This is a genomic window from Candidatus Nitrospira nitrosa (assembly GCF_001458735.1).
Lineage (GTDB): Bacteria > Nitrospirota > Nitrospiria > Nitrospirales > Nitrospiraceae > Nitrospira_D > Nitrospira_D nitrosa.
In genome coordinates this window covers 254,800-279,886 of record NZ_CZQA01000010.1, presented here as the reverse complement: position 1 = coordinate 279,886, position 25,087 = coordinate 254,800, and the positions used below count along the sequence as shown (strand labels likewise).

General features: G+C 55.7%; 26 protein-coding genes and 1 pseudogene. All 27 read left to right on the top strand.

Annotation, left to right across the window (positions count from 1 at the left end; all coding sequences use genetic code 11):
- Positions 1-29: 29 nt before the first annotated feature.
- The 27 genes and pseudogenes from flgB to flgF all read left to right on the top strand — a co-directional run bounded on the left by flgB (position 30) and on the right by flgF (position 25,071).
- A complete protein-coding gene (flgB, locus tag COMA1_RS15780; protein WP_090750281.1) occupies positions 30-440 on the top strand; it encodes a flagellar basal body rod protein FlgB in 411 nt (136 codons plus the stop codon).
- 67 nt (positions 441-507) lie between these two features.
- Positions 508-957: a flagellar basal body rod protein FlgC gene (gene flgC, locus COMA1_RS15775; RefSeq protein WP_090750279.1), complete on the top strand. Its 450-nt coding sequence runs from the start codon at positions 508-510 to the stop codon at positions 955-957.
- A gap of 2 nt (positions 958-959) precedes the next feature.
- On the top strand, positions 960-1,271 hold the full coding sequence (gene fliE / locus COMA1_RS15770; protein ID WP_090750277.1) for a flagellar hook-basal body complex protein FliE: 312 nt from the start codon (positions 960-962) through the stop codon (positions 1,269-1,271).
- A gap of 33 nt (positions 1,272-1,304) precedes the next feature.
- Positions 1,305-2,870: a flagellar basal-body MS-ring/collar protein FliF gene (gene fliF, locus COMA1_RS15765; RefSeq protein WP_090750275.1), complete on the top strand. Its 1,566-nt coding sequence runs from the start codon at positions 1,305-1,307 to the stop codon at positions 2,868-2,870.
- Between the two features lie 9 nt (positions 2,871-2,879).
- Positions 2,880-3,872: a flagellar motor switch protein FliG gene (gene fliG, locus COMA1_RS15760; protein WP_090750272.1), complete on the top strand. Its 993-nt coding sequence runs from the start codon at positions 2,880-2,882 to the stop codon at positions 3,870-3,872.
- Positions 3,872-4,897, top strand: coding sequence for a response regulator (locus COMA1_RS15755; protein ID WP_090750269.1), 1,026 nt, complete (start codon positions 3,872-3,874; stop codon positions 4,895-4,897). Before fliG ends, COMA1_RS15755 begins: the two co-directional genes overlap by 1 nt.
- On the top strand, positions 4,887-5,036 hold the full coding sequence (locus tag COMA1_RS21140) for a hypothetical protein (RefSeq protein ID WP_176698112.1): 150 nt from the start codon (positions 4,887-4,889) through the stop codon (positions 5,034-5,036). Before COMA1_RS15755 ends, COMA1_RS21140 begins: the two co-directional genes overlap by 11 nt.
- A 173-nt stretch (positions 5,037-5,209) precedes the next feature.
- Positions 5,210-6,517 (top strand): FliI/YscN family ATPase, encoded by a 1,308-nt coding sequence (locus COMA1_RS15750; RefSeq protein WP_090750687.1) that lies wholly within the window; start codon positions 5,210-5,212, stop codon positions 6,515-6,517.
- 47 nt (positions 6,518-6,564) lie between these two features.
- Positions 6,565-6,954 carry a flagellar export protein FliJ gene (locus COMA1_RS15745; protein WP_176698111.1) on the top strand — a complete coding sequence of 130 codons (390 nt, stop codon included), beginning with the start codon at positions 6,565-6,567 and terminating at the stop codon, positions 6,952-6,954.
- 17 nt (positions 6,955-6,971) lie between these two features.
- Positions 6,972-7,706, top strand: a complete 735-nt coding sequence (locus tag COMA1_RS15740) for a MotE family protein (protein ID WP_141654369.1) — start codon at positions 6,972-6,974, stop codon at positions 7,704-7,706.
- Positions 7,707-7,889: 183 nt separating this feature from the next.
- Positions 7,890-8,501, top strand: a complete 612-nt coding sequence (locus tag COMA1_RS15735) for a hypothetical protein (protein WP_090750262.1) — start codon at positions 7,890-7,892, stop codon at positions 8,499-8,501.
- A 528-nt stretch (positions 8,502-9,029) separates the two neighbouring features.
- Positions 9,030-10,652 carry a flagellar hook-length control protein FliK gene (locus tag COMA1_RS15730; RefSeq protein WP_176698110.1) on the top strand — a complete coding sequence of 541 codons (1,623 nt, stop codon included), beginning with the start codon at positions 9,030-9,032 and terminating at the stop codon, positions 10,650-10,652.
- A gap of 17 nt (positions 10,653-10,669) precedes the next feature.
- Positions 10,670-11,323 (top strand): flagellar hook assembly protein FlgD, encoded by a 654-nt coding sequence (locus COMA1_RS15725; RefSeq protein WP_090750259.1) that lies wholly within the window; start codon positions 10,670-10,672, stop codon positions 11,321-11,323.
- A gap of 21 nt (positions 11,324-11,344) precedes the next feature.
- Positions 11,345-12,703 carry a flagellar hook protein FlgE gene (locus tag COMA1_RS15720; protein ID WP_090750257.1) on the top strand — a complete coding sequence of 453 codons (1,359 nt, stop codon included), beginning with the start codon at positions 11,345-11,347 and terminating at the stop codon, positions 12,701-12,703.
- 262 nt (positions 12,704-12,965) lie between these two features.
- Positions 12,966-13,517 carry a flagellar basal body-associated FliL family protein gene (locus tag COMA1_RS15715; protein ID WP_090750255.1) on the top strand — a complete coding sequence of 184 codons (552 nt, stop codon included), beginning with the start codon at positions 12,966-12,968 and terminating at the stop codon, positions 13,515-13,517.
- Positions 13,518-13,528: 11 nt separating this feature from the next.
- A complete protein-coding gene (fliM, locus tag COMA1_RS15710) occupies positions 13,529-14,503 on the top strand; it encodes a flagellar motor switch protein FliM (protein ID WP_090750253.1) in 975 nt (324 codons plus the stop codon).
- A gap of 25 nt (positions 14,504-14,528) precedes the next feature.
- Positions 14,529-14,897 carry a flagellar motor switch protein FliN gene (gene fliN / locus COMA1_RS15705; RefSeq protein WP_090750251.1) on the top strand — a complete coding sequence of 123 codons (369 nt, stop codon included), beginning with the start codon at positions 14,529-14,531 and terminating at the stop codon, positions 14,895-14,897.
- Between the two features lie 19 nt (positions 14,898-14,916).
- On the top strand, positions 14,917-15,324 hold the full coding sequence (locus COMA1_RS15700) for a FliO/MopB family protein (protein WP_176698109.1): 408 nt from the start codon (positions 14,917-14,919) through the stop codon (positions 15,322-15,324).
- Positions 15,314-16,081: a flagellar type III secretion system pore protein FliP gene (gene fliP, locus COMA1_RS15695; protein ID WP_090750247.1), complete on the top strand. Its 768-nt coding sequence runs from the start codon at positions 15,314-15,316 to the stop codon at positions 16,079-16,081. The genes COMA1_RS15700 and fliP overlap by 11 nt, the downstream gene beginning before the upstream one ends.
- 90 nt (positions 16,082-16,171) lie before the next feature.
- Entirely contained in the window at positions 16,172-16,441 is a 270-nt protein-coding gene (gene fliQ, locus COMA1_RS15690; protein ID WP_090750245.1) for a flagellar biosynthesis protein FliQ, read from the top strand.
- Positions 16,442-16,678: 237 nt separating this feature from the next.
- Positions 16,679-17,365, top strand: a pseudogene (gene fliR, locus COMA1_RS15685) (flagellar biosynthetic protein FliR); the annotation flags it as partial.
- The gene (flhB, locus tag COMA1_RS15680; RefSeq protein WP_090750241.1) at positions 17,358-18,434 is read left to right on the top strand and encodes a flagellar biosynthesis protein FlhB; all 1,077 of its coding nucleotides are present in this window, start codon (positions 17,358-17,360) and stop codon (positions 18,432-18,434) included. The pseudogene fliR and the gene flhB, both read left to right, overlap by 8 nt.
- Positions 18,435-18,457: 23 nt before the next feature.
- Entirely contained in the window at positions 18,458-20,554 is a 2,097-nt protein-coding gene (flhA, locus tag COMA1_RS15675; protein ID WP_090750239.1) for a flagellar biosynthesis protein FlhA, read from the top strand.
- An 8-nt stretch (positions 20,555-20,562) separates the two neighbouring features.
- Positions 20,563-21,984, top strand: coding sequence for a flagellar biosynthesis GTPase FlhF (gene flhF, locus COMA1_RS15670; RefSeq protein ID WP_090750237.1), 1,422 nt, complete (start codon positions 20,563-20,565; stop codon positions 21,982-21,984).
- Positions 21,985-22,003: 19 nt separating this feature from the next.
- Positions 22,004-22,873 (top strand): MinD/ParA family protein, encoded by an 870-nt coding sequence (locus COMA1_RS15665; RefSeq protein ID WP_090750235.1) that lies wholly within the window; start codon positions 22,004-22,006, stop codon positions 22,871-22,873.
- A 19-nt stretch (positions 22,874-22,892) separates the two neighbouring features.
- Positions 22,893-23,642: a sigma-70 family RNA polymerase sigma factor gene (locus COMA1_RS15660; protein WP_090750233.1), complete on the top strand. Its 750-nt coding sequence runs from the start codon at positions 22,893-22,895 to the stop codon at positions 23,640-23,642.
- A gap of 658 nt (positions 23,643-24,300) precedes the next feature.
- Complete coding sequence (gene flgF / locus COMA1_RS15655; protein ID WP_090750232.1) at positions 24,301-25,071, top strand: flagellar basal-body rod protein FlgF; 771 nt, start codon at positions 24,301-24,303, stop codon at positions 25,069-25,071.
- The last annotated feature ends 16 nt before the right edge of the window (positions 25,072-25,087 follow it).

Sequence of the window (25,087 nt, the reverse complement as noted above, 5' to 3'; positions counted from 1 at the left end):
AGGGTGTCACCCTGAAAGGAGTAAAGAGCATGACGATCTTCGATCGAACGATGCGGTTGCTGGAGCGCACGCTTGACCTTCGCAGTGGCAGGCAACGGGTCATCGCCTCGAATCTCGCGAATGAAGAAACTCCGGGATATCGAGCCTCGGAGCTGACGTTCATGGATCAATTGCAGTCGGCGCACAAGGGGCGTCTCCCAATCGTCTTGGCGGCGACCCAGCCACGGCATTTTGGTCTTCACGGGGCGGAAGGAGTGCAGGCGGTGACGGGAAAGCTCGGTGAGGTGCCGGCCGGAGACATTCCGCTCGATGCCAACTCGGTCAATCTCGAATTGGAGATGGCGAAGTTGTCTGAGAACGTCATGCAGTACAACGCGGCTGCCACCATTCTTGCGAAGAAGTTCAACGGGCTGTTGAATGCCATACGGGAGGGACGATAACGATTGAGTGAGTGTTCCACAGCGGGAAGACGGTTGACGAGTCATTCTTGATACCGAGGAGGTTCACATGGAGATGTCAGACAGTCTGGCAGTTTCGGTTTCCGGGTTAGACGCTCAACGGCGACGACTCAACGTCATTGCCAGCAATCTCGCCAACGCGCAGTCGACGAAAACGCCGTCCGGCGGTCCGTATAAGCGGCGGGACGTGGTCTTTCGATCGACGGCAGTTCCCAGTGCATTTCAGCGATCGTTTCGGCAGGTGGCCGTGGGCCCATCGGCCCATGCGCTTGAAGGGGTTTCTGTCTCACGGGTGCAAGAAGATCCCAAGCCCGGGCAACTGATCTATGATCCGCACCATCCGGATGCCGACCCAAAAGGATTCGTCCGGCTTCCCAACGTCAATGTGATGGAGGAAATGGTGAATATGATCGGGGCGTCGCGCGCGTATGAAGCGAATGTGCAGGCGATCAATGCGACACGCACGATGTGGAACAAGGCGCTGGAAATCGGGAGGTAATCATGGGGCCAATCACTGGTGTGGCATCCGGCATCGCTCCTATTGTCGATGTGGCATCGACTGGATCCACGGGCACGACTGGAAAAACAGGCGGTCCAGGATTCCTGGATTCACTCAAGTCGGCGATCGGCAATGTCAACGATGCGCAAAAGGAAGCGGGTCGAGCGGTCGATGCGCTCATGACCGGCGATACGCAAGACATTCATCGGACCATGGTTGCGCTGCAGCAAGCCGATGTGTCGTTCCAATTGATGATGCAGGTCAGAAATAAGCTCGTGACCGCCTACGAGGAAATTCAACGGATGCAAATCTGATCGGTCGTCTCGGTTGACGAGTAAGGGGTGGGCATGTTCTCCAAGTTTTCCATCAATCAACGGATGATCATCCTCGTCGCCTTGGCGGGATCCATTGCCGGTCTGATCGCCATCGCCTTGTGGACGCAACAGCCCGACATGCAAGTGCTGTTCACCCACCTTGGCAGCGAAGACGCCGCCGCCATTATCGACAAGCTCAAAGAGACTAAGGTGCCGTACGAGACGACCGGCGGCGGTTCAACCGTACTGGTGCCCAGCGACCAGGTTCACGACCTGCGATTGCAACTTGCGACCCAAGGGCTTCCCCACGGCGGTGGAGTCGGATTTGAAATTTTCGACAAGACCTCAATTGGGATGTCCGAATTTGTTCAGAAGTTGAATTATCGTCGGGCATTGCAGGGAGAATTGGCGCGAACCATCGCTCAGATGCCGGAAGTGGAACGGGCGCGCGTCCATCTGGCCATGCCGGAGCGACGACTGTTCGCGAGTGAGCAGGAGAAGGCGAGAGCCTCTGTGATCGTCACGCTTCGTGGCGGGCAGCAACTCTCGCCGGCACAGGTGCAAGGGGTCATCCATTTGGTATCGAGCAGTGTGGAAGGGCTTCAATCCCGTGATGTGACCGTGGTGGACGGACACGGGCGTCTCCTGTCGGCGACGGTGACGGATGAGACGGCCGGGCTGACCAATACGCAACTCGATTATCAGCGCAGCATTGAAAAGGACATCGAGACGCGTATCCAAACGATGTTGGAACGGATCGTCGGACCCAATAAGGCCGTTGTTCGTGTGTCGAGTGTCGTGGATTTCAGAAAAATCGAGACGACGGAAGAGCGATATGATCCGAATAGCCAAGTCGTGAGAAGCGAACAGCGAGGCCAAGAAAAGTCCAATGGGAGCAACGGGGTTGGTGGCGGTGTACCCGGCGTTCAGTCCAACGTGCCGCCGGGAACCGATGCTGAGCCGGCACAAACCAGTTCAAACAGCAGTCAAACAAAAAACGAAACGGTCAACTATGAGATCAGCCGCACCGTGTCGAAAATTGTGGAACCTGTCGGTGCCATCAAGCAGCTGTCGGTCGCGGTGTTGGTCGACGGGGTGTATGAAGCGGCAAAGGCCGCTGAAGGTCAGGCGGGGGACGCTCCGGCTGCGGCGCGAAAGTATGTTCCGCGATCGGAAGAGGATCTCAAGCGTATCGAAGACATCGTGAAGAAGGCGATGGGCTTTTCTGCTGAACGGCAAGATCAGGTGCAAGTTGTGAACGTGCAGTTCGGGACCGAGGCTGAGGAACCGCAGGCGGGGACGACGGAAATTGCCTCAGAAGGGTTGAAACCCTGGATGCCCTATCTTCGATACGGAGTGGCGATACTTCTCTTTGCCGTGATTCTCTTGTTTGTCGTGCGGCCCTTGTTGGCCATGTTGGGAACAAATATAGAACAGGCACAGGCAGAGGCGTCCGTGGCCGAGCTTTCTGGTGGGAACCCAGCGGGTGGAGCGACGTTGGCGAATACGCCGGATCGAGCGCAGATCATTGATATGGCCAAAAAAAACCCTGATGCGACGGCTGTGGTGGTCAAAGAATGGTTGAAGAGTCCAAGCTAGAGTCTGGCGATGGCAAATACTCTGACCGGTGAACAAAAAGCGGCGATTCTGCTTCGTGCGATCGGAGAGGAAGCGGCTGCCCAAGTCATGAAGCAGCTGGATCCGAAGGAGATCAAGAAGCTGGGAAGCTTCATGAGCGGGACCGCACAGATCTCCCGAGAGGACGAAGAAGTGGTCATTTCCGATTTCCAGGCGGCCAGCGCGGCCGGAGGCATTCAATTCCAAGGACGAGAATTCATTAAAACGGTACTGACAAAGGCTTTGGGAGCAGACAAAGCGGCGCGGATTATTGAGTCCATGACGCAGAAAAATTATCCCGGGATTGAGGCATTGAAGTGGGTTGACGTGAAAACTCTCACGCAAATGTTGAAGATCGAACATGCGCAAACAGTCGCTGTGATCCTTGCACATCTGGAGAGCGACCAGGCCGGTCAAGTCCTGGCTGCGCTTCCGGAGGAGATGCGAGGGGACGTGGCGCTTCGGCTTGCAACCATGGAAGAGGTCCAGCCGGATGTGCTGGAGGAACTAAGCGACACGCTACAAGAAACCTTGCTGGCCGGCAAAGGGGTCGGCGCACATAGCGTGGGAGGCGCTGAGGTGATTGCCAATATTCTGATGCGAATGGATAAATCGAACGAAGGCGGCATCATGGCACGCATCACGGAGAAGAGTCAAACGCTTGCCGATAACATCCGGGCACTGATGTTCGTATTCGACGACATGGTGAAAGTGGACGATCGTGGAATCCAGGAATTAATGAAGGAGATCAGCAAGGAAGATTTGCCGGTGGCGCTGCGCGGCGCAAATCCGGAGGTGAAGGAAAAATTCTTTAAGAATATGTCGAGTCGTGCTGCGGAAATGTTGAAGGATGACATGGAAGCCAGGGGGCCGGTTAAAGTATCCGATGTCGAAAAATCACAACAAAATATCCTCAAAGTCTGCCGAAAGCTGGAGGACGAAGGCCGTATTGTCATCGCCGGCGTTGGAGAGGAGATGCTCTAGTGGCAGCTGCGGCCATGTCGTCGATGTCGTCTCAGGGGCAGGGACTCTCCAGAGTGCAGGGGACGGTCCTTGTCGTCGATGATGAAGAAAGCATTCGGAACCTCTTCCGTGAACTCTTCAGATCTGAGCGTATCAATGTCCGTGTTGCCGGTTCCCGACAGGAAGCGGTGGCGATGGTCAAGCAGATGGCGCCGACTCTGATGATTGTCGACGTGTTGCTGCCGGATGGAGACGGCATTGCCGTCCTGGAAGAAGTACAGAAACTGGACAATCGGATCATCGGCGCGGTGATGACCGGAGCGGCCACCATCGAGCTTGCCGTGCGAGCGATGAAAGCAGGGGCTGTCGAGTTCTTCTTGAAGCCGTTTCAGACTGAAGTGGTCAGTGCCACAGTTCGACGTTTGTTGGCGGTTCATCAGGCGCGCGGGGACAATGCGGTGGTGAAGCACGCGGCTGTCCGGTCTGGGGCGATCCGGCTACAGAATACACCCTTTCATACCTTTGATGAGGGTGGCATGTTTCGGGAAGCCGATGGTCCTGGGGAGTACGAGCGTGGATTGGCGGAGGGACGACAGCTCGTAGAGGATGAACGTCGACAGGTCTTGGCCGTGCTGACCAACGCCGCGAGACAGTTTGACCTCGCGCGAGGAACGGTGCGGCAGACGATGGAAGCGGACGTGGTCGAGTTGGCGTTTCAAGTGGCTTCCAAGATTCTGCATGAGTCGGCTGAATCGTCTCGGGAGCAGATCATCGTTCAGGCTAAGGCTGGGATCAATGCGTTGCGCGACGCCGAGAGCGTGGTGATACAGGCACATCCCTTGGATGCCGGTGTCTTGGAAGCGGCCAAGGCCGAGCTCGCAGGACAACGAGATATCTCTTTCGCAATCAACGTTGAAGCGGTTCCTTCACTCCCACGAGGGAGTTGTCTCTTGCATACCAGTACACGATTGGTCGATGCCTCCCTTGAGACGCAGTTGGCCCGTTTGGGTCATGCTGTGCAGCATGGAGTGCCTCATGACTCTTAGTCATCTTTTTGAGCACATCGAACCGCTTGAGAAATCCGGACGGGTCGCCCAGGCCGTGGGAATTGTGGATGCCTCCCTTGTGATGCAGTCAGCTCGCTTAGGACAGGCCGTGCAGCATGGAGTGCCTCATGAGTCTTAGTCATCTCCTTGAGCACATTGAACCGCTTGAGATATCCGGACGGGTGGCCCAGGCCGTGGGGGGGTGGTGGTAAAAGACTACGACCAGATGATGGCCGGTACAGGGATGGTGGATGCGTCCCTTGAGATGCAGGCAGCTCGTTTAGGGACGGGCCGTGCAGCATGGGGTGCCTCATGAGTCTTAGTCATCTTCTTGAGCACATCGAACCGCTTGAGATATCCGGACGAGTGGCCCAGGCCGTAGGGATGGTGGTGGAAGGCTATGGCCCGATGACGACCATCGGCGAGCTCTGCCGCATTACCAGGGAAGTGGGTGAAGCTCCGATTACGGCGGAGGTGGTCGGATTTCGTGGAGACCGTGTGTTGCTAATGCCGCTTGGAGATATGCGCGGGATCGGACCCGCTAGCCGCATCACCATGACCGGCCAAGTGGCGAGCCTCGCAGTCGGGTCCGGCTTGTTAGGCCGGATTCTGGATGGATGCGGGGATCCCATCGACGGTAAGGGAGCGTTGAAGACGAGTCATTCGTATCCGCTGCATACTGCCGCACCGAATCCTCTCAAGCGGGCTCGCATCCAGGATCCCCTTGATCTCGGTGTTCGTGCGATCAATGGATTCCTGACTTGTGGCCGTGGACAAAAGATGGGGATTTTTTCAGGGTCCGGGGTCGGAAAGAGCGTCCTGTTAGGGATGATTAGCCGCTACACAAAGGCAGATGTCAACGTCATTGCACTGATCGGAGAACGAGGACGAGAAGTCAACGAGTTTCTTGAGCGTGACCTGGGGGCCGATGCACTTGCGCGAAGCATCGTGGTCGTCGCAACGTCCGACCAAGCCCCTTTAATACGTCTGCGAGCCGCTTTGGTGGCCACGACAATTGCCGAATATTTCCGTGATGCAGGACAGCAGGTTCTCTTGTTGATGGATTCAGTCACGCGGCTGGCCTATAGCCAGAGAGAGGTCGGACTCGCCATCGGAGAGCCGCCGACAACGAAAGGGTATACGCCATCGGTGTTTGCGCTTCTGCCACAGCTCTTGGAGCGTGTGGGAACAGGGCCCGGACCAGGAACCATTACCGGTCTCTATACCGTATTAGTGGACGGCGATGACATGAATGATCCCATCGCCGATACCGTACGATCGATTTTAGATGGCCATATTGTGTTGTCGCGTACGTTGGCCGCGCGCAACCACTTTCCGGCCATTGACCTGCTCCAGAGCACGAGCCGTGTCATGCGGGATATCGTGGGGAAGACGCATCATGATGCCGCTAGGCGGGTGCTTGAATTGATGGCTCGCTATCAACAGTCCGAAGATCTCGTGTTATTAGGCGCGTACAAGGCTGGGATGAATGCGGTACTCGATAAAGCCGTTCAGGCCCAGGATTCGATCAACGGATATCTCCGACAAGCGACCGACCAGCCTGCCAGCTTGGCCTCCTCGGTGCAGGAACTTGAGGCGTTAGCGCGGCAAGCGACATGAGTCTTGATTCGATACGCAAGGTTCACGCACAGACTGTCGAGTCACTGATGATGGAATTATCGCATATCGTACAAGCGCTGACTCACAGTGAAGAGCAGTATCGCACCATGGAGGTCCAGCTTCAGGCGGATACTGAGACCTATGCTCAACAGGCCAGGCAGGGCCTGACGATCGAAGACCTGTTGCAATGGCAGGCGACGCTGGATGCCCAGCGGTCTGCGCTGCAGCAAGTCCGTGCCGCAATCGATCATGCGTCCGATCTGTGGCAGCAGACTCAGGAACGACTTCTTGTAGCCAGGCAAGAGTGCAAGCTTCTTGAACGAGTCGCTGAGCAGCGCCGGAGCGTGGTGCGTGCGGCACATGCTCGTCGGGAACAGTGGGCGACAGATGAGGCTGCCAGCCGTCAGGTCTCTATGCGAAGTCGGGTCGACTCATGACGAAGTATGTCAGACGCATGAAAGGTTCACGATGTACTCTCAGGACTCGCTGGTCGTGGTTCACACCGCGATTGAGGGGGAACCGGCGTGCACCCCTCTGGACGATGGTCGGGGGATTGGTCGTCTCGACGATTCTTTTTTGGATGATGGTGCAGTTGGGGCAAGCCTCTTCAGATTCCAAGCCCAAAGCTTCGCCGCCACAAAATTCCGTCAAGCAAGAAGGGCAAGCATCTGCCCAGGAGGGACCACTTCACGAGCCTGAAGCCAAGGAAGGGGCGACGGCCGCGGTCCGATCGGCGACTCAGGGACCGGCAATTGAGATGCCCCGCGAAATACTCGAGATGCTGGATCAACGAAAGCGCGACCTGGATCGACGGGAAGAGGTCCTTCGCCAGAATGAAGAACGACTCATGATCGTGCGGAGTCAGGTCGAGGAGCTCCTTGAACAGAACGAGGCGTTAGAAAAGCGGATGCAGAGCGCACGAGCCAAAGAGGAACGTCCTGCGGCTCAATCGACCAAGAACCAAGCGGACAAAGATCGTGGAGCACAGGAACAGCGGACTCAGCTGGCCAAAATCTTTGAATCGATGCCGGCGGAGGATGCTGCGGCACGTCTTGAACGGATGCCGGACAGAAAAGCGATTGAAATTCTACGAATCGTCAAGTCCAAGACGGCAGGAGCGATCCTTTCTCAGGTGAAAGCGGATCGAGCTGCTAAACTCACCGAACAGTTGCTGACACAAACGCCGTAGAGTTCCACCGTGCCGGTGGTTGTTCCAGCCACGCACATGAACTTCAGGCTCCTTCCGTCCGTCCTCAGGACGATCGATGGCTTGGCCGCTCTCTCGAAGGTTGCATTCTCTAAATAAATACTATACGATATAATAACTTGAAATATAATACGTATGTTATTAAATTTAATGGAGAACATTGTCATGTCTCAACGCAGCGCCTCTATTAGCCAGTCGCTACGAACAGCTCTGTCCAGAGCTTCGCTCTTGGCTTGTGCAATCATGGCTACGCTTGCGGCTCTTTCTGAGCCGGTGGTTGCCGGCCAGCAGGTTCCATTCACTGTCTCGAGTACACATGCGCAGAATACGCCTTGGTCGATCGATGAGGGTGACGTCAAGCCTGCTGGTCACAGTGGGCGGTTTATTGTGAGAGATCGGCACATCACGGGTACATTTGCGGGCGACATCAGTGGTGGCTTCACAGTCACCTATGATACCAATGTTCCGCTTGCCACCCAGTCTGGTCCCATTCACGCTCGAATGGTTGCCGGTGTGTATGAGGCAAATATGACGATGGTATCCAGTGTCGGGCCTACTCCGGTGCCCTGTGAGATACCGGATGGTACGACCTGTCTTGAGACACCGGTCGGCAACTTCGTGCCAGGACTGTTGCTGAACGGCAGAATGAATTTTCAAAGCGGGGCCAAAGGCAAGGGGAATGTGAGTGGATGGCTGATCGCGCTTCTTGACCAAGAAGGGCACATCACGAGTATTGTGGCCGGCCAGCTCACGATCGTCGGTCAGTGGGTGCAATGAAGGTAGAAGTTTTGGGGTAGATGCTGGAAACAGCGCACAGTGGCCGACGGACAGATGTTGTGAACCGGAGACACCTCGTATGACCTATCCCGTTCCCATTCAGATTGCTATTCAACCAAGCGGTACATCAGCTGGAGGATCACGTGGAAATCTCTGGTCATCCGAGCCAGGCTAACTCGATCACAAAGGGCCAATGATCGCTGCGGTCCAGGTACGATCCTGAAGGCAAGTCCAAGTCCGTTCGCCTCCGGAGTTTAGACAACTGGATTGGCATTTTCGGTTCAAACTTCCAGAAGAGCCTGGTACGGAGAATCAGCAACAGATGGAGCCTCCGTTCTAAAGAACGTTGAAACGAGCTCTTTCCCCATTCCGATTCCTTTTGCCTACCACCGAGTAAAATTTGCCTCTTTCCCTCTCTGTGATTGTAAGTTGAATCACAACCACTCGATATTTCAGATCATTAGGAACCGCTAGCCTGGCATGGGGCTTGTATTTCGTCCTGCCGGAATCTCACGAGGACGGATTGACATGGATTTCATTACCCCAGATCTACTCTCCACCACATCGAGCCCTACCTCAGGTGGGATAGTGCGGACTGCTCGTTCTGCTTCTTTCAGTGGTCCTGCCGTTCAGAAGAGTTTTTCTTCTGTTTTGCAAGGGGTTCGTGGCGAAGAGAGGAAGGGGAACATTCAGGAAGCGGAGAGTCCACGAGGATCCTATAAGGCCGAGGATCGACCGGATCCCAAGCAGAGTAAAGACCTTAGCTCTGCGGCGTCCCACACTGAACGGGCTGAGGCCGTACAGGCTCGTGCTTCAGGTAGTGAAAAGTTACGCGATAGTCAAAGTCAGACAACGGATAGCTCTCAGGACGAATCTGAATCGGCATTGTCGCAGAGTAACTCCGGATCAACAGCGGATGGATCAATGTTTGTGTCGATGACGTCCGCGAATGTGTCTCAGGCAGGAGCTCCGATGGTGGCTAATGTGGTACCGGAGACGCACAATGGCTTGCCGGTCTCAGACTGCGAATGTAGTTCCGATGAAGGATCTTCATCAACACCAATGGTGACTGACGCTTCAGTGCGACCAACCGAGAATCGTTCACTTGAGAAAGGAGCACCTCCTGTACCGGCTGATGGGCCGGAACAGGCTCAGGCTGCATCGCCGTCTCAGAAAGAAGCTGACCCCCACGTCAAGCAGACCGCTGAGCTGGGGGGCACCAAGGGTGATCATGACCTGCAGCGGAGCACAACCGATTCTGTAACCACTCACGCTGCGATTCAAACCTCACCATCAGGTGAAACCATGTCGGCTTCCGATCACACTATTGCTCGGCTTGTCCAGACCCATGACGGAAAGCTCTTACCAGAGAGTCAATTTGATCAAAACCTGGCAGCTTTTGGTCGAGGCGAACAGGGTGTCGCGCACCATTCAGCGGACAATCAGGGGCCTCTACTTGTGCCGGCTCACGAGGATCAGGGAGATGCTGGTCCAAAGACTCAGGGGATCACCCCTCATGGACAGCAACTCGTTGCTGCTCAGGAGGAACTGTTCAGTCAGTCAGGGCAGGAGCATGAGGGGCGACAGCAGGGCAATCCTGAGACCAAGCTCGTTCAGGGGGCGGTTGTCGACCCTCCATCCATGAATGGTCGTACAATGGAAAATTATGCGGCTGTCACGCAAAGTCAAGCCGTTTCCGTACCGACGGCACCTTCCCCAACGGTCAATGTGCCGCCGGCACATCCAGTCTCTCCAGTGCCTGATCTGACTCAGCCACCTACTCCTTCTGGCTTGCGCTCAGTGGTGTTGGAGGTGGCTCAGCCAGAGTTAGGGCATGTCAACATTCGTGTCGCCATGATGAACGAGTCCGTTCACGCTCACTTCTTGACGGATCGGGTGGAGGTTGGGCAGTTCCTGATCAACGGACAGGACAGACTTCAAAGCACGCTGCAAGCAAACGGACTCGACATGGGACAGTTTCGAGTCGATATCGACCGTCAGAGTGGTGGGCGCTCGTTCCAACAGGGATTCTTTCATGAACAAGGACAATCCGGACAGCAAGGATCCCAGGGGGGCGTACAGGAGCAGGCTCACGGGTGGTCGGATGAGATGTACCGTCCCCTCCAGGGGCGGCTGAACGTGGTGGCGTAAGAACAGGGAGACTTCAAATGGCTGAGATATCAGGAATCGGTTCTACATCGGTCACGTCGACGCCGGTACAGACCGGACCAAAAACGCTGGGGCAGGATGATTTTCTCAAGTTACTCGTGACACAGCTCAAGAATCAGGATCCATTGAAGCCGACAGACAATACCGAGTTTGTCTCGCAGCTCGCACAGTTCAGCCAGCTCGAACAAAGTGCAAAACAAGCGCAGCTGCTGCAGCAGAGCCTCGATGCACAAACGGCGTCTTTACAATTCACACTGCTTCCCATGGTTGGCCGTACGGTGACGATCGGTCACCCGTTGGTTCAGCTGGGAGAGGGCCCGGCCACGTTTGGGTACTCACTGGAGAAGAATGCCGCGAAAGTTCTCGTCAGCATTCAGAATGCAGACGGACAAGTCATGCGGACGCTAGAGTATCGTGATCGATTGGCCGGACCCAATGCTGCCGAGTGGGATGGAAAGAACCAGGACGGAGTGCAGATGCCGAAGGGGCTGTACCGGTATGTTATTTCCGCAGCAGACGGTGAAGGAAAGTCGGTGAAAGTTGAGGGGCGTGCCACCCTCACCGTGTCCGGTATCCGCATGGAAGAAGGGCAGGCGAAACTCCTGGTCGGTGATTTGTCGGTTGATCCGTCCGAGATCGTCGAGTTGAGATAACACAAGAGGAGGACTGTACCGATGGGAATTCTGTCGTCGCTTTTTACGGGCGTCAGCGGGCTGAACGCAAACGGCAATGCGCTATCGGTCGTGGGAAATAATATTGCGAATCTGAGCACGGTGGGATTCAAGTCCAGCCGCTCTGTCTTTGCCGACCTGATCAGTTCCTCGCTGGGAGGGGCGGGCGGAGCGATTCAGACCGGTCTGGGTGTCGCGCTCAACGGTGTGCAAGGGAACTTCAGTCAAGGTTCGCTCAGTACCACAAGCAACGCATTGGACTTGGCCGTAGACGGTAACGGATTTTTTGTCCTTCGCGACACAGCCGGGGCGGCGTTTTATTCTCGGGCGGGACAGTTTCATTTGAATTCGCAAAACCAGATCGTTGATCCAAGCGGATTTCTGCTCCAGGGTTTTCAGGTCAACACCAGTGGGCTGATCACTGCCAGCATCAGCGGCGTCACACTTCCGACGACCACGGCTCCACCGAATCCGACCAGCACCGTCGATATCGGCGCCAATCTCAATTCACAATCGGCGACCGATACATTTTCCCTTGCGGATCCGGCCGGGACGTCTCGGTTCTCCTCGTCGATCACGGTCTATGACTCCGTGGGTAACAGTCATCTCCTGACGAGTTATTTTACGAAGACGGCGGCGAACACCTGGACGTATAACGTGCTCGGCAGTACGAGCGAAATCGTGACGGGTAATTACCATACGTCGAATGTGAATACCTCGCTCGGACTGGTGCGGTTAGCCTCGGGAACGTTGACCTTTAACACCTCAGGCGCATTGGACACGGAGAGTGTCGTGACGAGCTACGATAGCGGCACGGCTGGAGGCACGGCCGGAGGTACGGTCGGACAGTCACAGATCGATTTTGTCGGCGCGACTGCCGATCAAGCGATCAGCTTCAACTTCGGTACAAGTGTCACGACCGATGGGGGGAACGGCATGAACCTGACCACTCAGTTCGGTGCCGCCTCAGGGCTCGTTCAGCAATCTCAAAATGGATTCGGGGCCGGAGCGCTCCAGACATTCAGTGTGGAGACCAACGGAATGATCAATGGAAGATTTTCAAATGGGCAGGTCCGGCCGCTGGCCCAGTTAGCGTTGGCGCGGTTCCCTGATCCCCTCGGGCTTGTGCGAACCGGAAAAAATACGTTTGCCGAATCCGGTACCTCCGGACAACCGTTGATCGGGGCAGCCACATCTGCTGGTCTTGGAAGAGTCCTTGCCAATACGCTTGAGTTGTCCAACGTCGATCTGGGGGAAAGTTTTATTGAGATGATTGCAGCCCAGCGAGGCTTCCAGGCAAATTCGAGGGTCATCACGACATCGGATGAAGTGCTTCAAGAGTTGGTGAATCTGAAACGATAGATGTATCGGTTGTAGCCCGGGAGGAAGATTCTTCCCGGGCCTCGTTCCACTCCTCGCGTCTTCCCATCATGTCAGTTTCTTGACGGTGTCAACGACTCGCCTGACGGTATGGCGGGAAGGTGCCGACTACCTGGCCCACCTCTCCTAAAACCTCGTGGAAATACATCTATTACAAAGCTCTGTGGCCGGCAACCACAAGCCGTGCAATGGCATATGCATTGCAGTTGCTTCACGGGGGCGATGAGGCCTTCAAGGAGGAGCTATGGCAGATGCAGCCGAGACAGACGACAAAACCGCTGGAGCGGCCCTCGCTCCGGCACTCCCGATCAAGTTGCTTATTATTGTGTCGGTGGTTGCTCTCCTGTTCGGTGTGGGAGGAGCGGTTGTCGCCGTCAAGTTCTTCGGCGGATCCGATAAAAGTGCGGAACATACCGAGGAGCATAAGACTGAGACAGCGGCTAAACCCGACCCACAAGGCGGAACAAGTGGAAAGCCGGGACAGACTGCCGCCCCAGGGGTGATGTTCGATTTGGATCCGTTCATCGTGAATCTGGCTGACGTTCCGGACGTCCGCTATTTGAAGCTGACCGTCAAGCTTGAAGTCGACAGTGATGCGGTTTCTGCCGATCTGTCCGCCCGGGTTCCCCAGGTCCGCGACGCAGTCCTGGTGTTACTCAGCAGTAAGGATGTGAATGCGGTCAGAACCACGCAAGGGAAGTTTCAATTGCGAGATGAGATTACGCAACGGATCAATGGCCTGCTCCCTAAGCCGGGTGTGCGATCCGCGTATTTCACGGATTTCGTCGTTCAGTAAAGATCACTCACATGGAAAAGATCCTATCGCAAGACGAAATTGATGCCCTTTTGAAGGGGGTCGTCTCGGGAGAAGTCGACACGACGCCCAAGGAAGGTGAAACGACCGCAAAGGGAGTCGCGCAATACGATCTTTTCAATCAAGAGCGGATCATTCGCGGGCGAATGCCCACGATGGAAATGATCAACGATCGGTTTATTCGCCGGCAATCCGTGGCCTGGACCAATATGTTTCGTGACGCCATTGATTTTGTGGTGGTCGGGACTCAAGTGATCAAGTTCGGCGAATTTCTCAAGAAAATCCCGCAGCCCTCTTCACTGAATGTGTTTCACATGTCACCCTTGCGCGGTAGCGCGCTCTATGTGATGGATGCATTTCTCGTCTACTTGATCATTGATTACTTCTTCGGTGGGAAGGGGCAGACTCATGTGAAACCGGAAGGCCGAGACTTTACTCCTGTGCAGTTACGCGTGATCAAAAAACTCCTGCTGCAGGCGTTGGTCGATCTTGAAAAGGCATGGCAGGCTGTCGCCCCGGTCAAGGTGGAATATGTACGATCGGAAAGTAACCCGCAGTTCGCGATGGTGGTGACGTCTTCCGAAATCGTAATGGTCGTGACGTTGCAGGTCGTGCTCGGTGAAACCGCTCGTGAACTCTACATTGTGTATCCCTATGCCATGCTCGAACCGATCAAAGAAAAATTGTATTCGGGCCTAGTATCCGACCAAGTCGATCAGAATGGAGACTGGAGTCAACGATTCCGAGAACGCCTGCATGAATGTCCTCTACCGATCGCCGTTCGGTTGGGAACTGCCACGGTGACGGTCAAGGATGTTCTCAATTTCTCCCCCGGGGATGTGGTGTTACTCAATCAGCGACCGGGTGATCCACTCGATTGCTTTATCGAAGGCTACCATAAATTTCAGGGGAGTCCCGGAGTCTATAAGGGCAATCACGCATGTCGCGTGACCAAAGTGCTGACCTAGGCGGGACCGGAGGACGCGAACGACCATGGCCGAATCAGATTCCACGACGCCTCGTGATTCCCAGACCGGTGGAGGGATGTCTCCACAGCTTGCATCGTTTCCGCCTGTTCAGGATTCAGAAACCGGAGGCAGCTCAAAGAATATCGACTTTATTTTAGATATTCCGATGAACGTCGCGGTGTATGTGGGATCCACCAAAATGGCGATCCGTGATCTGCTCCAGCTGGCGCAAGGGTCCGTCATCGAGCTCGACAAATTGGCAGGCGAACCAATGGAGGTGATGGTCAACAATAAGCTGGTCGCACGTGGCGAGGTCGTCGTGGTGAACGAAAAGTTCGGTATTCGGTTGACCGATGTGGTCAGTGCGGCCGAGCGAGTTCAGCAGCTCCGGTAAATGGTCAAAGGGAGAACGCGTGATTGACGTCTGGGATAGTCTGATTCGAACCGTCTTGGCGTTGGCCGTGGTGTTGGTCTGTATCGGCATCGTCGCATTTGTGGCCCGTCGGGTGATGGGGCCACGGGCAGGGAATTCCGGTGGCCGGCCGCTGGTTCAGGTGTTAGCGAGTGGGTATCTTGCTCCGCGCAAGACGATCAGTGTGGTGGAAGTCGCCGGCGAGTATCTGATCGTGGGAGCAACGGCAACCGATCTCATTTCCTTAGGACGGATCAACAATACGGCACATCTCCGTGAATTGCTGGGGATGCCGGCTCAGAAGCCTTCCCCTGAGATGACATCGGCCCCAGGAGCGGATGTGGCGTCATGGCTTCAACGACAACCGCTCCATTGGGCTGATCATGAGAAGGAACAGCATGGTCACTGATCGCGTTCATTCGCGACTTCTTGGCTGGACGCTTGTCGTCGGGGCGGGGATGCTGCTTTTGGCATCGGCGGCAGAAGCAGCCACAAACGGCCCGTCTGTCAGTATTGATTTGGGAGCCGGTGGCCCGAAACAAATGGCCGTCGTCATCCAGATTCTGATCCTGTTGACGGTGCTGTCTTTGGCACCGGCCTTATTCATCATGGTCACGTCCTTTACCAGGATCGTCATTGTCCTGGCTTTCCTCCGGCAAGCGCTCGGCACACAAGCCGTTCCTCCCAACCAAGTCTTATTATCCCTGGCCCTGTTTCTGACGATGTTCATTATGGCGCCGGTCGGGCAGTCCGTCTACAACAACGCGCTGCAGCCGTTGCTTGCCGAACAGATCTCCTACGAAGATGCGTGGAAGAAGGGGATTGAGCCGGTTCGTGGGTTCATGCTGAAACAGGTCCGGGACAAGGACCTTGAGTTGTTCATTCAGTTAAGTCACATCCCCAAACCGGATCGGGTTGAGGACGTTCCGACCCATGCCATCATTCCTGCCTTTATTCTGAGTGAGTTGCGAATCGCCTTTCAAATCGGCTTCTTGATCTACATTCCATTTCTGATCGTCGACATGGTTGTCGCGAGCATCTTGATGTCGATGGGTATGATGCTCCTGCCTCCGGTCGTCATCTCCCTCCCGTTCAAGTTGATTCTATTCGTGCTGGCCGACGGCTGGTATCTCGTTGTCGGCTCGATGGTGCGCAGTTTTCAATGACTCCATGGTCGTTTGAGTGACTGCGGCAACGGGAGTTGTGTGCGATGCGGCTGACGGCGACTCTGGATATGATTCAGTAGGGAGGAGTCGATGACACCTGAAATCGTGACGGAATTGGGCAGGCAGGCGTTGGAAACCACGTTGCTCGTGTCGGCTCCGATCTTAGGACTCAGTCTGCTCGTCGGCCTGATCATCAGTGCGTTCCAAGCCATGACTCAGCTGAATGAGGCCACGCTGACGTTCGTTCCCAAAGTCTTGACACTCTTCGGAGCATTAATAGTGTTTCTCCCGTGGATGTTGAACGTCATGACAACGTTTATGGCAAATCTCCTGATGAACATTCCGAATTACGTGCGCTAGCGGGCTTGTTGAAACACGATGGTGGAGACCTCGACACCTCGTCATCATGGGTGCCGCAGGACGTGATGGCGGGGCGCTCAGCGATGTAAGAATCAGCTTGGACGAATGGTTTCAACCGGATACTAGGAAGGAACGATGGCGTTAACACAAACCATTCAGGTGCTCCTTCCTGAGTTTCAAGCGTTCTTGGTCCTCATTTCTCGAATCGGAGGACTTCTCGCCGCATTGCCGGTCCTCAGTGGACGCTCAGTTCCATTGAAGGTGAAAGGAGCGTTGGTATTGGCGTTGGGAGTGCTGTTGGCTCCTTTGATCCATCTTCCGGCGGTGCCCTACGATCCCCTTGTGCTGGCTGCCGGGCTCCTCAGCGAACTGGTCATCGGGTTGGCTATTGGTTTGGCTGTCAGGCTGTTTTTTGGTGCGTTTGAGGTTGCGGGAGAAATGATCGGCGTACAGATGGGATTCGGTGTCGTGCAGCTTCTTGATCCCGCCACACAGCGCCAGACACCGCTGATGGCACAGTACTTCACCCTTCTGGCGTCCCTCGTCCTGCTCTCATTGAATGGCCACATGCTCATCGTGGCGACTATTTTGTCCAGCTATGAATCCATCCCGGCATTTGGAGCCTCTCTTCCGTCGGGAGCCGGAGATGAGGTGCTGCGCCTCTCCCAACACATGTTCATGATAGGGCTCAAGCTTGCCGCCCCGGTGCTCGTCATCATTCTGATGATCAACATTCTGCTCGCGATCCTCGGACGGGCGGTCAGTCAAATCAACGTGTTCGTGCTGAGCTTCCCTATCACTATTGTCGGTGGATTGGCGGTACTCAGCGTATCAATGCCGTTTACAGTGGAACTCCTGATTCAAGAAATCGAACGATTGCAGTTTACGATCTTTGGACTTCTGAAGGCGTTGGGACATGGCTGAGGACAAGGGAAATAAAACAGAGCCAGCGACTCCCAAACGCAAGGAGGAGGCGCGCAAGCAAGGACAGGTCGCCGTGAGTCGCGACGTGTCAACTGCGGCTGTGCTCTTAGGCGGCGTGGGATTGTTGGGTGCCATGTTGCCGGTTGGTCTTCTGAAAATGACGGAGATGACTCGCCAAGGGTTGACGCTCTCCTTTCCCGGAGAGTGGTATCGCCACATCTCGATTGAACAAGTCTATTCGATTCTTATTCAGACCGGTGTGACGGTAGGGGCGTTGAGTCTTCCGATCGTCGCGGGTGTCCTTATCTTGGGGAGTGTGGCCACACTCCTCCAAACAGGTTTGTTGTGGCGAACGAATGCCTTTCAACTCGATTGGAGTCGAATCAACCCCGCCAAAGGATTCGCACGTCTGGCCTCGTTGCGTTCCGTCATGGAACTCGTCAAGGGTCTGCTGAAGATCGCCATCATTACCGGAATCGGGCTGTGGGTCACCCGCCCTGACGTGTTGCGGATTCCAGAGTTGATTCAGTTTGAGTTGAGCGGCGTGTTACCGCTGGCGGGGAGTCTTGCGTTCAAGGTCGGGTTGGCGGTGTCGGGCGCGATTGCGGTGCTGGCTATTTTTGACTACGCCTATCAGCGATATGAATGGGAACGCAGTCTCCGCATGTCGAAGGAGGAGATCAAAGAAGAGCACAAGGCGGCAGAAGGAGATCCGCTGATTAAGAGTCGCGTACGAATTGCCCAGCGTGAGTTGGTGAAGAAACGCATGCTGGCGGCCGTCAAAACGGCTGATGTGGTGATTACGAACCCCACGCACTTGGCCGTCGCACTGAAGTATGACACCGCCACGATGACGGCTCCGGTCGTGGTGGCCAAAGGTGCCGGTGTGATTGCGGAACGAATCAGAGAGTTGGCACGACACCATAGCGTGCCGGTCGTGGAAAATAAGTTCGTCGCCAGGACGATATTCAGACTCGTCGATATCGGAAAAGAAATCCCGAATGATCTCTATCGCGCGGTGGCGGAGATCCTGGCCTTTGTGTATCGGGCGAGAGGGGGCGCGGCGTGAGTCGGTCGTAAGTTCGATCCATTATGGCAACCGTCACGGAACCAACGGGCTCAACTCATTTCATCAAGCACCCGGACGTGCTCATGTCCGTGGGGGTCGTCGCCATTCTCATGGTGATGCTCCTGCCGTTGCCGCGGTTTATCCTCGACTTGTTGCTCAGCTTCGACATCACTCTCTCTGTCATCATTCTCTTGGTCGGCCTTCAGGTACGCCGCCCCATCGAATTTTCAGTGTTCCCATCGATTCTCTTGATGATTACCTTGTTCCGATTGTCGCTGAATATCGCCTCGACGCGACTCATCCTTCTGCACGGCAACGAAGGGGCCGGGGCGGCCGGTGAGGTCATTCGGGCGTTCGGCAATTTCATCGTCGGCGGCAATTACACCGTCGGTCTCGTGGTCTTTACGATTCTCGTCGTCATCAATTTTGTGGTGGTCACGAAGGGAGCAGGCCGTGTCGCCGAAGTTGCGGCACGGTTCACGTTGGATGCGATGCCAGGGAAGCAGATGAGCATCGATGCGGATCTGAACGCCGGGTTGATCAACGAAGCCGACGCGCGCCGGCGAAGGCACGAAATCACCGAAGAGGCAGATTTCTACGGGTCGATGGACGGAGCCAGTAAGTTTGTTCGAGGTGACGCCATCGCCGCGGTGATCATCACCTTGGTAAATATCCTCGGCGGCCTGGCCATCGGTGTATTGCAGCAAGGGATGAGTCCGGGACTCGCCGCGCAAACCTACACGGTGCTGACCGTCGGTGAAGGACTGGTCGCGCAGATCCCCGCTCTCATTGTATCGACTGCAGCCGGTATTGTCGTGACGCGGGCTGCTTCAGATATGGACTTGGGGGGGGCGATGACAAAGCAACTGCTGATGTCCCCCAAGCCGGTCGGGATCGCAGCGGGGATTCTTCTCGCGCTTGGTTTAGTCCCTGGCCTGCCGCATCTGGCCTTCTTGGTATTAGGCAGCGCAGTGGCTTGGATGGCCTATCACTTGCACCAAGAGGAGCTTCGGGAAGCTACACCAATCCCGACACCTGCGGCTCCCAAAGTTGATGAGGGGCCAACCCGTGTGACGCCATTGGATCTGATGGAAGTGCAAGTGGGCTATGGACTGATTGGTCTGGTGGAAGGGACGCAGGGCACTGCGTTGCTCGATCGGATCAAAGCGCTCCGGCGGCAGTTTGCGGAGACGATGGGATTCGTGGTTCCACCCATTCACATCCGCGATAATTTACAGTTGAGACCCAACGAATACGCCATCATGTTGAAGGGGGTGGAGGTCGCCAAAGCGGATGTATTGCCTGGGCACCTGTTGGCGATTGATCCAGGGACGGGGCAGAAGGGGTTGGTCCAGGGCATTGCGACGAAGGAGCCTGCGTTCGGGCTGCCGGCACTGTGGATCCCGGAAGCTGGAAGAGAGCAGGCTCAGATTGCCGGGTATACCGTTGTAGATGCGAGTTCCGCGATCGCCACTCATCTTTCAGAGCTGGTGAAGCGGTATGGTCACGAATTGTTGGGGCGCCAGGAGGTTCAGGCGCTGCTGGATGAGGTTGGTAAATCCCATCCCAAGTTGGTGGAAGAGCTGATTCCGACGATGGTTCCATTGGGAACAGTTGTTCGGGTCCTCGGTAACCTGCTCAAAGAGGGCATTCCGATTCGAGACTTGCGCTCCATTCTGGAGGCGATTTCTGATCAAGCCTCGAACAGTAAAGATCCTGAACTGCTGACGGAATATGCCAGGCAGGCCTTGGCGAGGACGATTACCAAACAGTATCAAGCATCAGACGGAAGCCTCCAGGTGATTACGCTGGATCCTCGGCTAGACCGGTCGCTGGCCGACCAAGTTGCGGCACTTCCGCCCGGCGCGTCCTTACAACTTGATCCGACCGTGTCGCACAAGCTTCTGACGGGAATTAAACAGGCGGCTGAACGGGTTGCGGCTCGAGGGCAACAACCGATCGTGATCTGTTCACAGGCCGTACGGCGGCATCTTCGTCGCCACAGCGATCGCATTCTTCATTCGGTTCCGGTGATGGGGTTTAACGAGGTCGATTCGTTTGTTCGCTTACAGTCGCTTGATACGGTGCGAGTCGACTCCGAGTTGGCACAGTCATCCTAGGATAGCCTATGAAGGTCAAGACATTTCACGCGCTCACCATGCAGGATGCCCTCCGAGCCATCAAGGAGGAATTGGGACCGGATGCCATCATCCTGTCCTCCAAAGAGGTGCGCGAGGGGGGGCGACTGCTGCGAGTCTTCAATCACACCGTGTTGGAAGTGATGGCGGCAGCCGAGTACGAGCGTCCACAGGTTGTACGGGAGAGCAAACAGGCTCAAGAATCCGTGCCGACCGAACGAACGTCAGGGGACAGCCCTACGGCCGTTGATCCGGAGAAGACATTTCAGCATACCTTGCGAGGATTGTTGAAACCGATCAATGAGACGAAACGGAGAAAGCATCACCAACAGGAGCCACCACAGACGCCTGCCACATCGGCTGGGAATCCGAATCGGCGCCGCCAGGTACGAGCGATGTATGACGAACTGAGTCAGTTGTTGCGCAACCTTTCGCCGGAAGCAGATCCGGCAGGGAGTGGTCAATCGATTCCGGTTCTTTCAACTCTCCCTCTCGGTGATCCACCAGTCGGCGCTCCCTCGGCAGGGGGTGGTGGTCAATGGATTCCGGTTCTTTCAACTCTCCGTCAATCATTGTGCGATCAGGGGATGCATCCGTCCACGACCGAGTTGCTCCTCAGCGAGGTACTGAAGGTCGGGCGACTGGCGCATGTTCCAGACGAACAGATGATGAGACGCGCACTCCATCAGGAAGTTGTACGGCGTGTGCGCGTCACCAGCCCGTTGGATCATGGCCAGGCACGTCCGGCGATTGAACTGTTCATCGGCCCGAGCGGAGCGGGGAAGACGTCAGCCGTCGCCAAACTCGCTGCCTACTATCGCCAGGAGCAGCGGAAGTCGGTCGCGCTGATTACGTTTGACACCTATCGCGAAACCGCAGTGGAGCAGCTTCGGCGGTACGCCAAGATCATCGGAGTGCCGTTTGCCTGTGCGCTCTCGGCTCGGCAGGTGCAAGCCGGGCTGCGCCGCCATGCGAAGGTGGACCTTGTGTTGATGGATATGCCGGGGATTACCCCGGCGGACCTCGCCTTGGCGCAGGATCTTTGTCGGTTGTTGAAGCACGAGGCTATTACGACGCATCTGGTCTTGCCGGCCGCCATCAGAGCACGAGAGGCCTGTCGAATGACCGATTGCGTGAGGGCACTTCCGGATCTCCGGTTGTTCTTTACCAAACTCGACGAAACGGACTCTTCTGGAACGATCTTTGAAGTGGGACATGCAACCGGAGTTCCTCTGTCGTACTGGAGTGTTGGACGGCGGGTCCCAGGGGATATTGAGGTCGCCTCTCCGGAAGAGCTAGCCACCAAGCTTACGGCAGAAAGCTCGGAGCGTGCGCACGATCATGTCAGAGCGTCAGATCGCTCAGCGGAAGCGAACCTGGTGTTGGCGGCAACGGGAACTTATCACCGATAACGCGGTTGGAGGTCACACTATGCAGCTCAGATCCAAATCGTCTGCCCTGGTGCCGGAGCATGTCAGATGGGAAGGTGAGTCATTCCCCCAAGTGATTGCCGTCTCAAGCGGAAAAGGTGGCGTGGGAAAAACCAATGTGGTGGCCAATGTGGGCATGGCCCTGACCAAACTTGGGAAACGAGTCCTGATCCTGGATGCCGATCTCGGCCTGGGAAATCTCGATGTGCTGCTTGGCCTGGTCCCACGGCTCACGATCGAAGATGTGCTTGCCGGAACCCATACATTTGACGAAATCGTGCTGAAAGGCCCGGCAGGTATTCATGTTTTGCCGGCGAGCTCCGGGGTCCCACAGTTGACGACATTGACAGAGTCCCAACAGCTCATCATCCAGGATCAGTTAGCGCAGTTTTCCGGCGGGATGGATGTGCTGTTGATCGATACCGGTGCCGGTATTTCCCCAAGTGTGACATTTTTTGCCGCCTCGGCTGATGAAACCGTGGTCGTGGTGTCTCCAGAACCCACATCACTCACCGATGCCTATGCCTTGATCAAGGTCTTGGCGCGTCAATATCGTGCACGTCGCTTCAAGATATTAGTCAACCAAGCCAAGAGTCCTCGAGAGGCCTCCGAGGTGTTCGGAAAACTCGATGTCGCGGCGGATCGCTTTTTGCATGTTGCGCTCGAGTTGGTTGGAGCCATTCCGTATGACGACTATGTGCCGATGGCCGTCATGCAGCAGAAGGCAGTCCTGGAATTATTCCCTGAGGCGCCGGCGTCCGAAGCCTTTAAGAAGTTAGCCAGGCAGATCGTGCAATGGCCGAAGCCTGTGCTTCCGAAAAGCTCGATGCAGTTGGTGTGGCAACGGTCGGCGACGCACGCCGGCAACTAGCAAAAGGTTAGCAACTATTATGAGTAAGGCGGCATTACCACACGAGCGGAAAGCGTTCTCAGCAGAAGGGGCGAGACGTGAGCAACTGATCAAAGAGTTCGCCCATGTCATTCGCGCTATGGCCCATCGGTTGGCGTTCCGGCTGCCGGCCTATCTGGATGCAGAGGATCTGATTTCCGTCGGCACCATCGGATTGATGGATGCGATGACCAAGTATGATCCGACAAGGGAAGCCAAGTTCAAAACGTATGCGGAGTTTCGCATTCGAGGCGCCATGCTCGACGAGATCCGCGCTATGGATTGGATTCCGCGATCGGTCCACGAACGAATCTCCTTGCTCCAAAAAACCCACACCCTCCTGATGAGCCGACTCGGCCGACCGCCCCAGGATGAGGAGGTCGCGACCGAACTGAAAATGTCGTTGGAAGAGCTGGATGAGTTCATCACACGTGCCCGGGGGGCGGTCATGATTAGTGTCGACGATCTGAGCCTTCAGGAGCCGGACGGGCACAAAGTCGTGAAGATGTTGGCCGATACCCATACCCCTGATCCGCTCTCTTCATTGGTGAATGAGCGTGAACGCGAGTCCATTGCTGGGGCGATTCAGATGTTGCCGGAAAAGGAACGGCTGGTGCTCACGCTGTACTACTATGAAGAACTCACCATGAAAGAAATCGGAGAACTTCTCAAGGTGACAGAATCGCGAGTCTGCCAAATCCACACGAAAGCCATCATCCGACTCAAAGCCACCCTCGAAGCGATAAGTTAGCCCGCATTATTCATACTGACTTCTATTGAAACGAACCTGGCCGTGGTTTCCTGCGGCCGGGCTCGTTTCTCGTGACCTCATCATATTGCACAAGTATTCATCGACCGCTCATGGCTCCGGGTGCCAGCCTCGCATGGCATCTTGGTGGTTTTGTCGCTCGCCCCTTCGACCTTGCTCTGGGTTGAGCCTGAGTGGAATCGAAGGCTCGACGAGGCTCAGGGCCCTGAGCCACTGATGGGGCACGAATCGTTATGGTGTGATCCCTAAGTCTTTGTAGGCCGGATGGCACCACGGTCTGTCTGCTCGCCTTGAAGAATCCGTCTACTGTCGCGCCTGCTTGTCACAGATGACGAACCGCGTGAACAGGTCTGTATTGGGTGTGTGCCCGATCGTTTCGAATCGTCTTGGGGAAGAGAAGGGGCTTCGATGAGTATGATGGGGGTTGGGTGTCGTTCCAGGAAAAATATGCCGCTGACTGGGCAGATTATTTCCTGGTTGGCGACCGCTTCATTCGGCAGCGTGATATTCGGCATGTTCCACTGTCGTCATTCTCCTACATTTCAGTGGTTTTAGATTGGGAGACCTCGAAATGGGCAGGTTGATGACCTTGGCATAAGGGTTGCTGTCTTTGTGTCGGGACCAATAAGGAGTTGCTCAGATGAATCGTGGTATCTATCCAATCCTCTCCGGTGCGTTGGCTCATGAGCGGCGGATGCAAGTCTTCGCCAATAATATGGCGAATGTGAATACGGCCGGCTTCAAGCAAGATGAGCAGGCGTTCAAAGCCATTTTCCCCAAGTACCAAGCGGTCATTCCAGCGATCGGCCATAGTGGGGGACTCGCACAGCAGATCGTGGCCAGACCATTTGGAGCGACCGAACGTGCGTTCGTTGCACCGCACACGATGAAAACCACGTTCGAAGCCGGTCGCATCAGGCTGACCGGCAATCCGTTGGATCTGGCGATTCAGGGGAGAGGGTTTTTAGAGGTAGAGACGCCTCAAGGGGCTCGATACACCAGGAACGGCATGCTCTCATTGGACAGCCAGCGTAGGCTCGTCAATGGACTGGGCTATCCTGTGATGGGAGCGAAAGGGGAGATCAAGATTCCTCCAGGGAAGGTGGAAATCACTCCCCAAGGCGATATCAGAGTCGATGACAAGCCAGTGGCGACGATTAAAGTCATGGATTTTCCGGAAGACGAGATGCCGGTCAAGTCCGCCGAAGGGCTGTTCGCGTCCGAGAAAGGCAAACCCGTCAAGAATCCGCAACTCTTGGCCGGGCATATCGAGGAATCGAACGTCAATTCGATCGGTGAAATGGTGAAGATGATGGAAGGGATGCGGAGTTACGAGTCCGCACAAAAACTCATTCAAACGCTCGATCGGATGGCTGAAGTGGCGATTCAAGACATCGGGCGAGTCGCCTAAAGATAGCGTACACGTC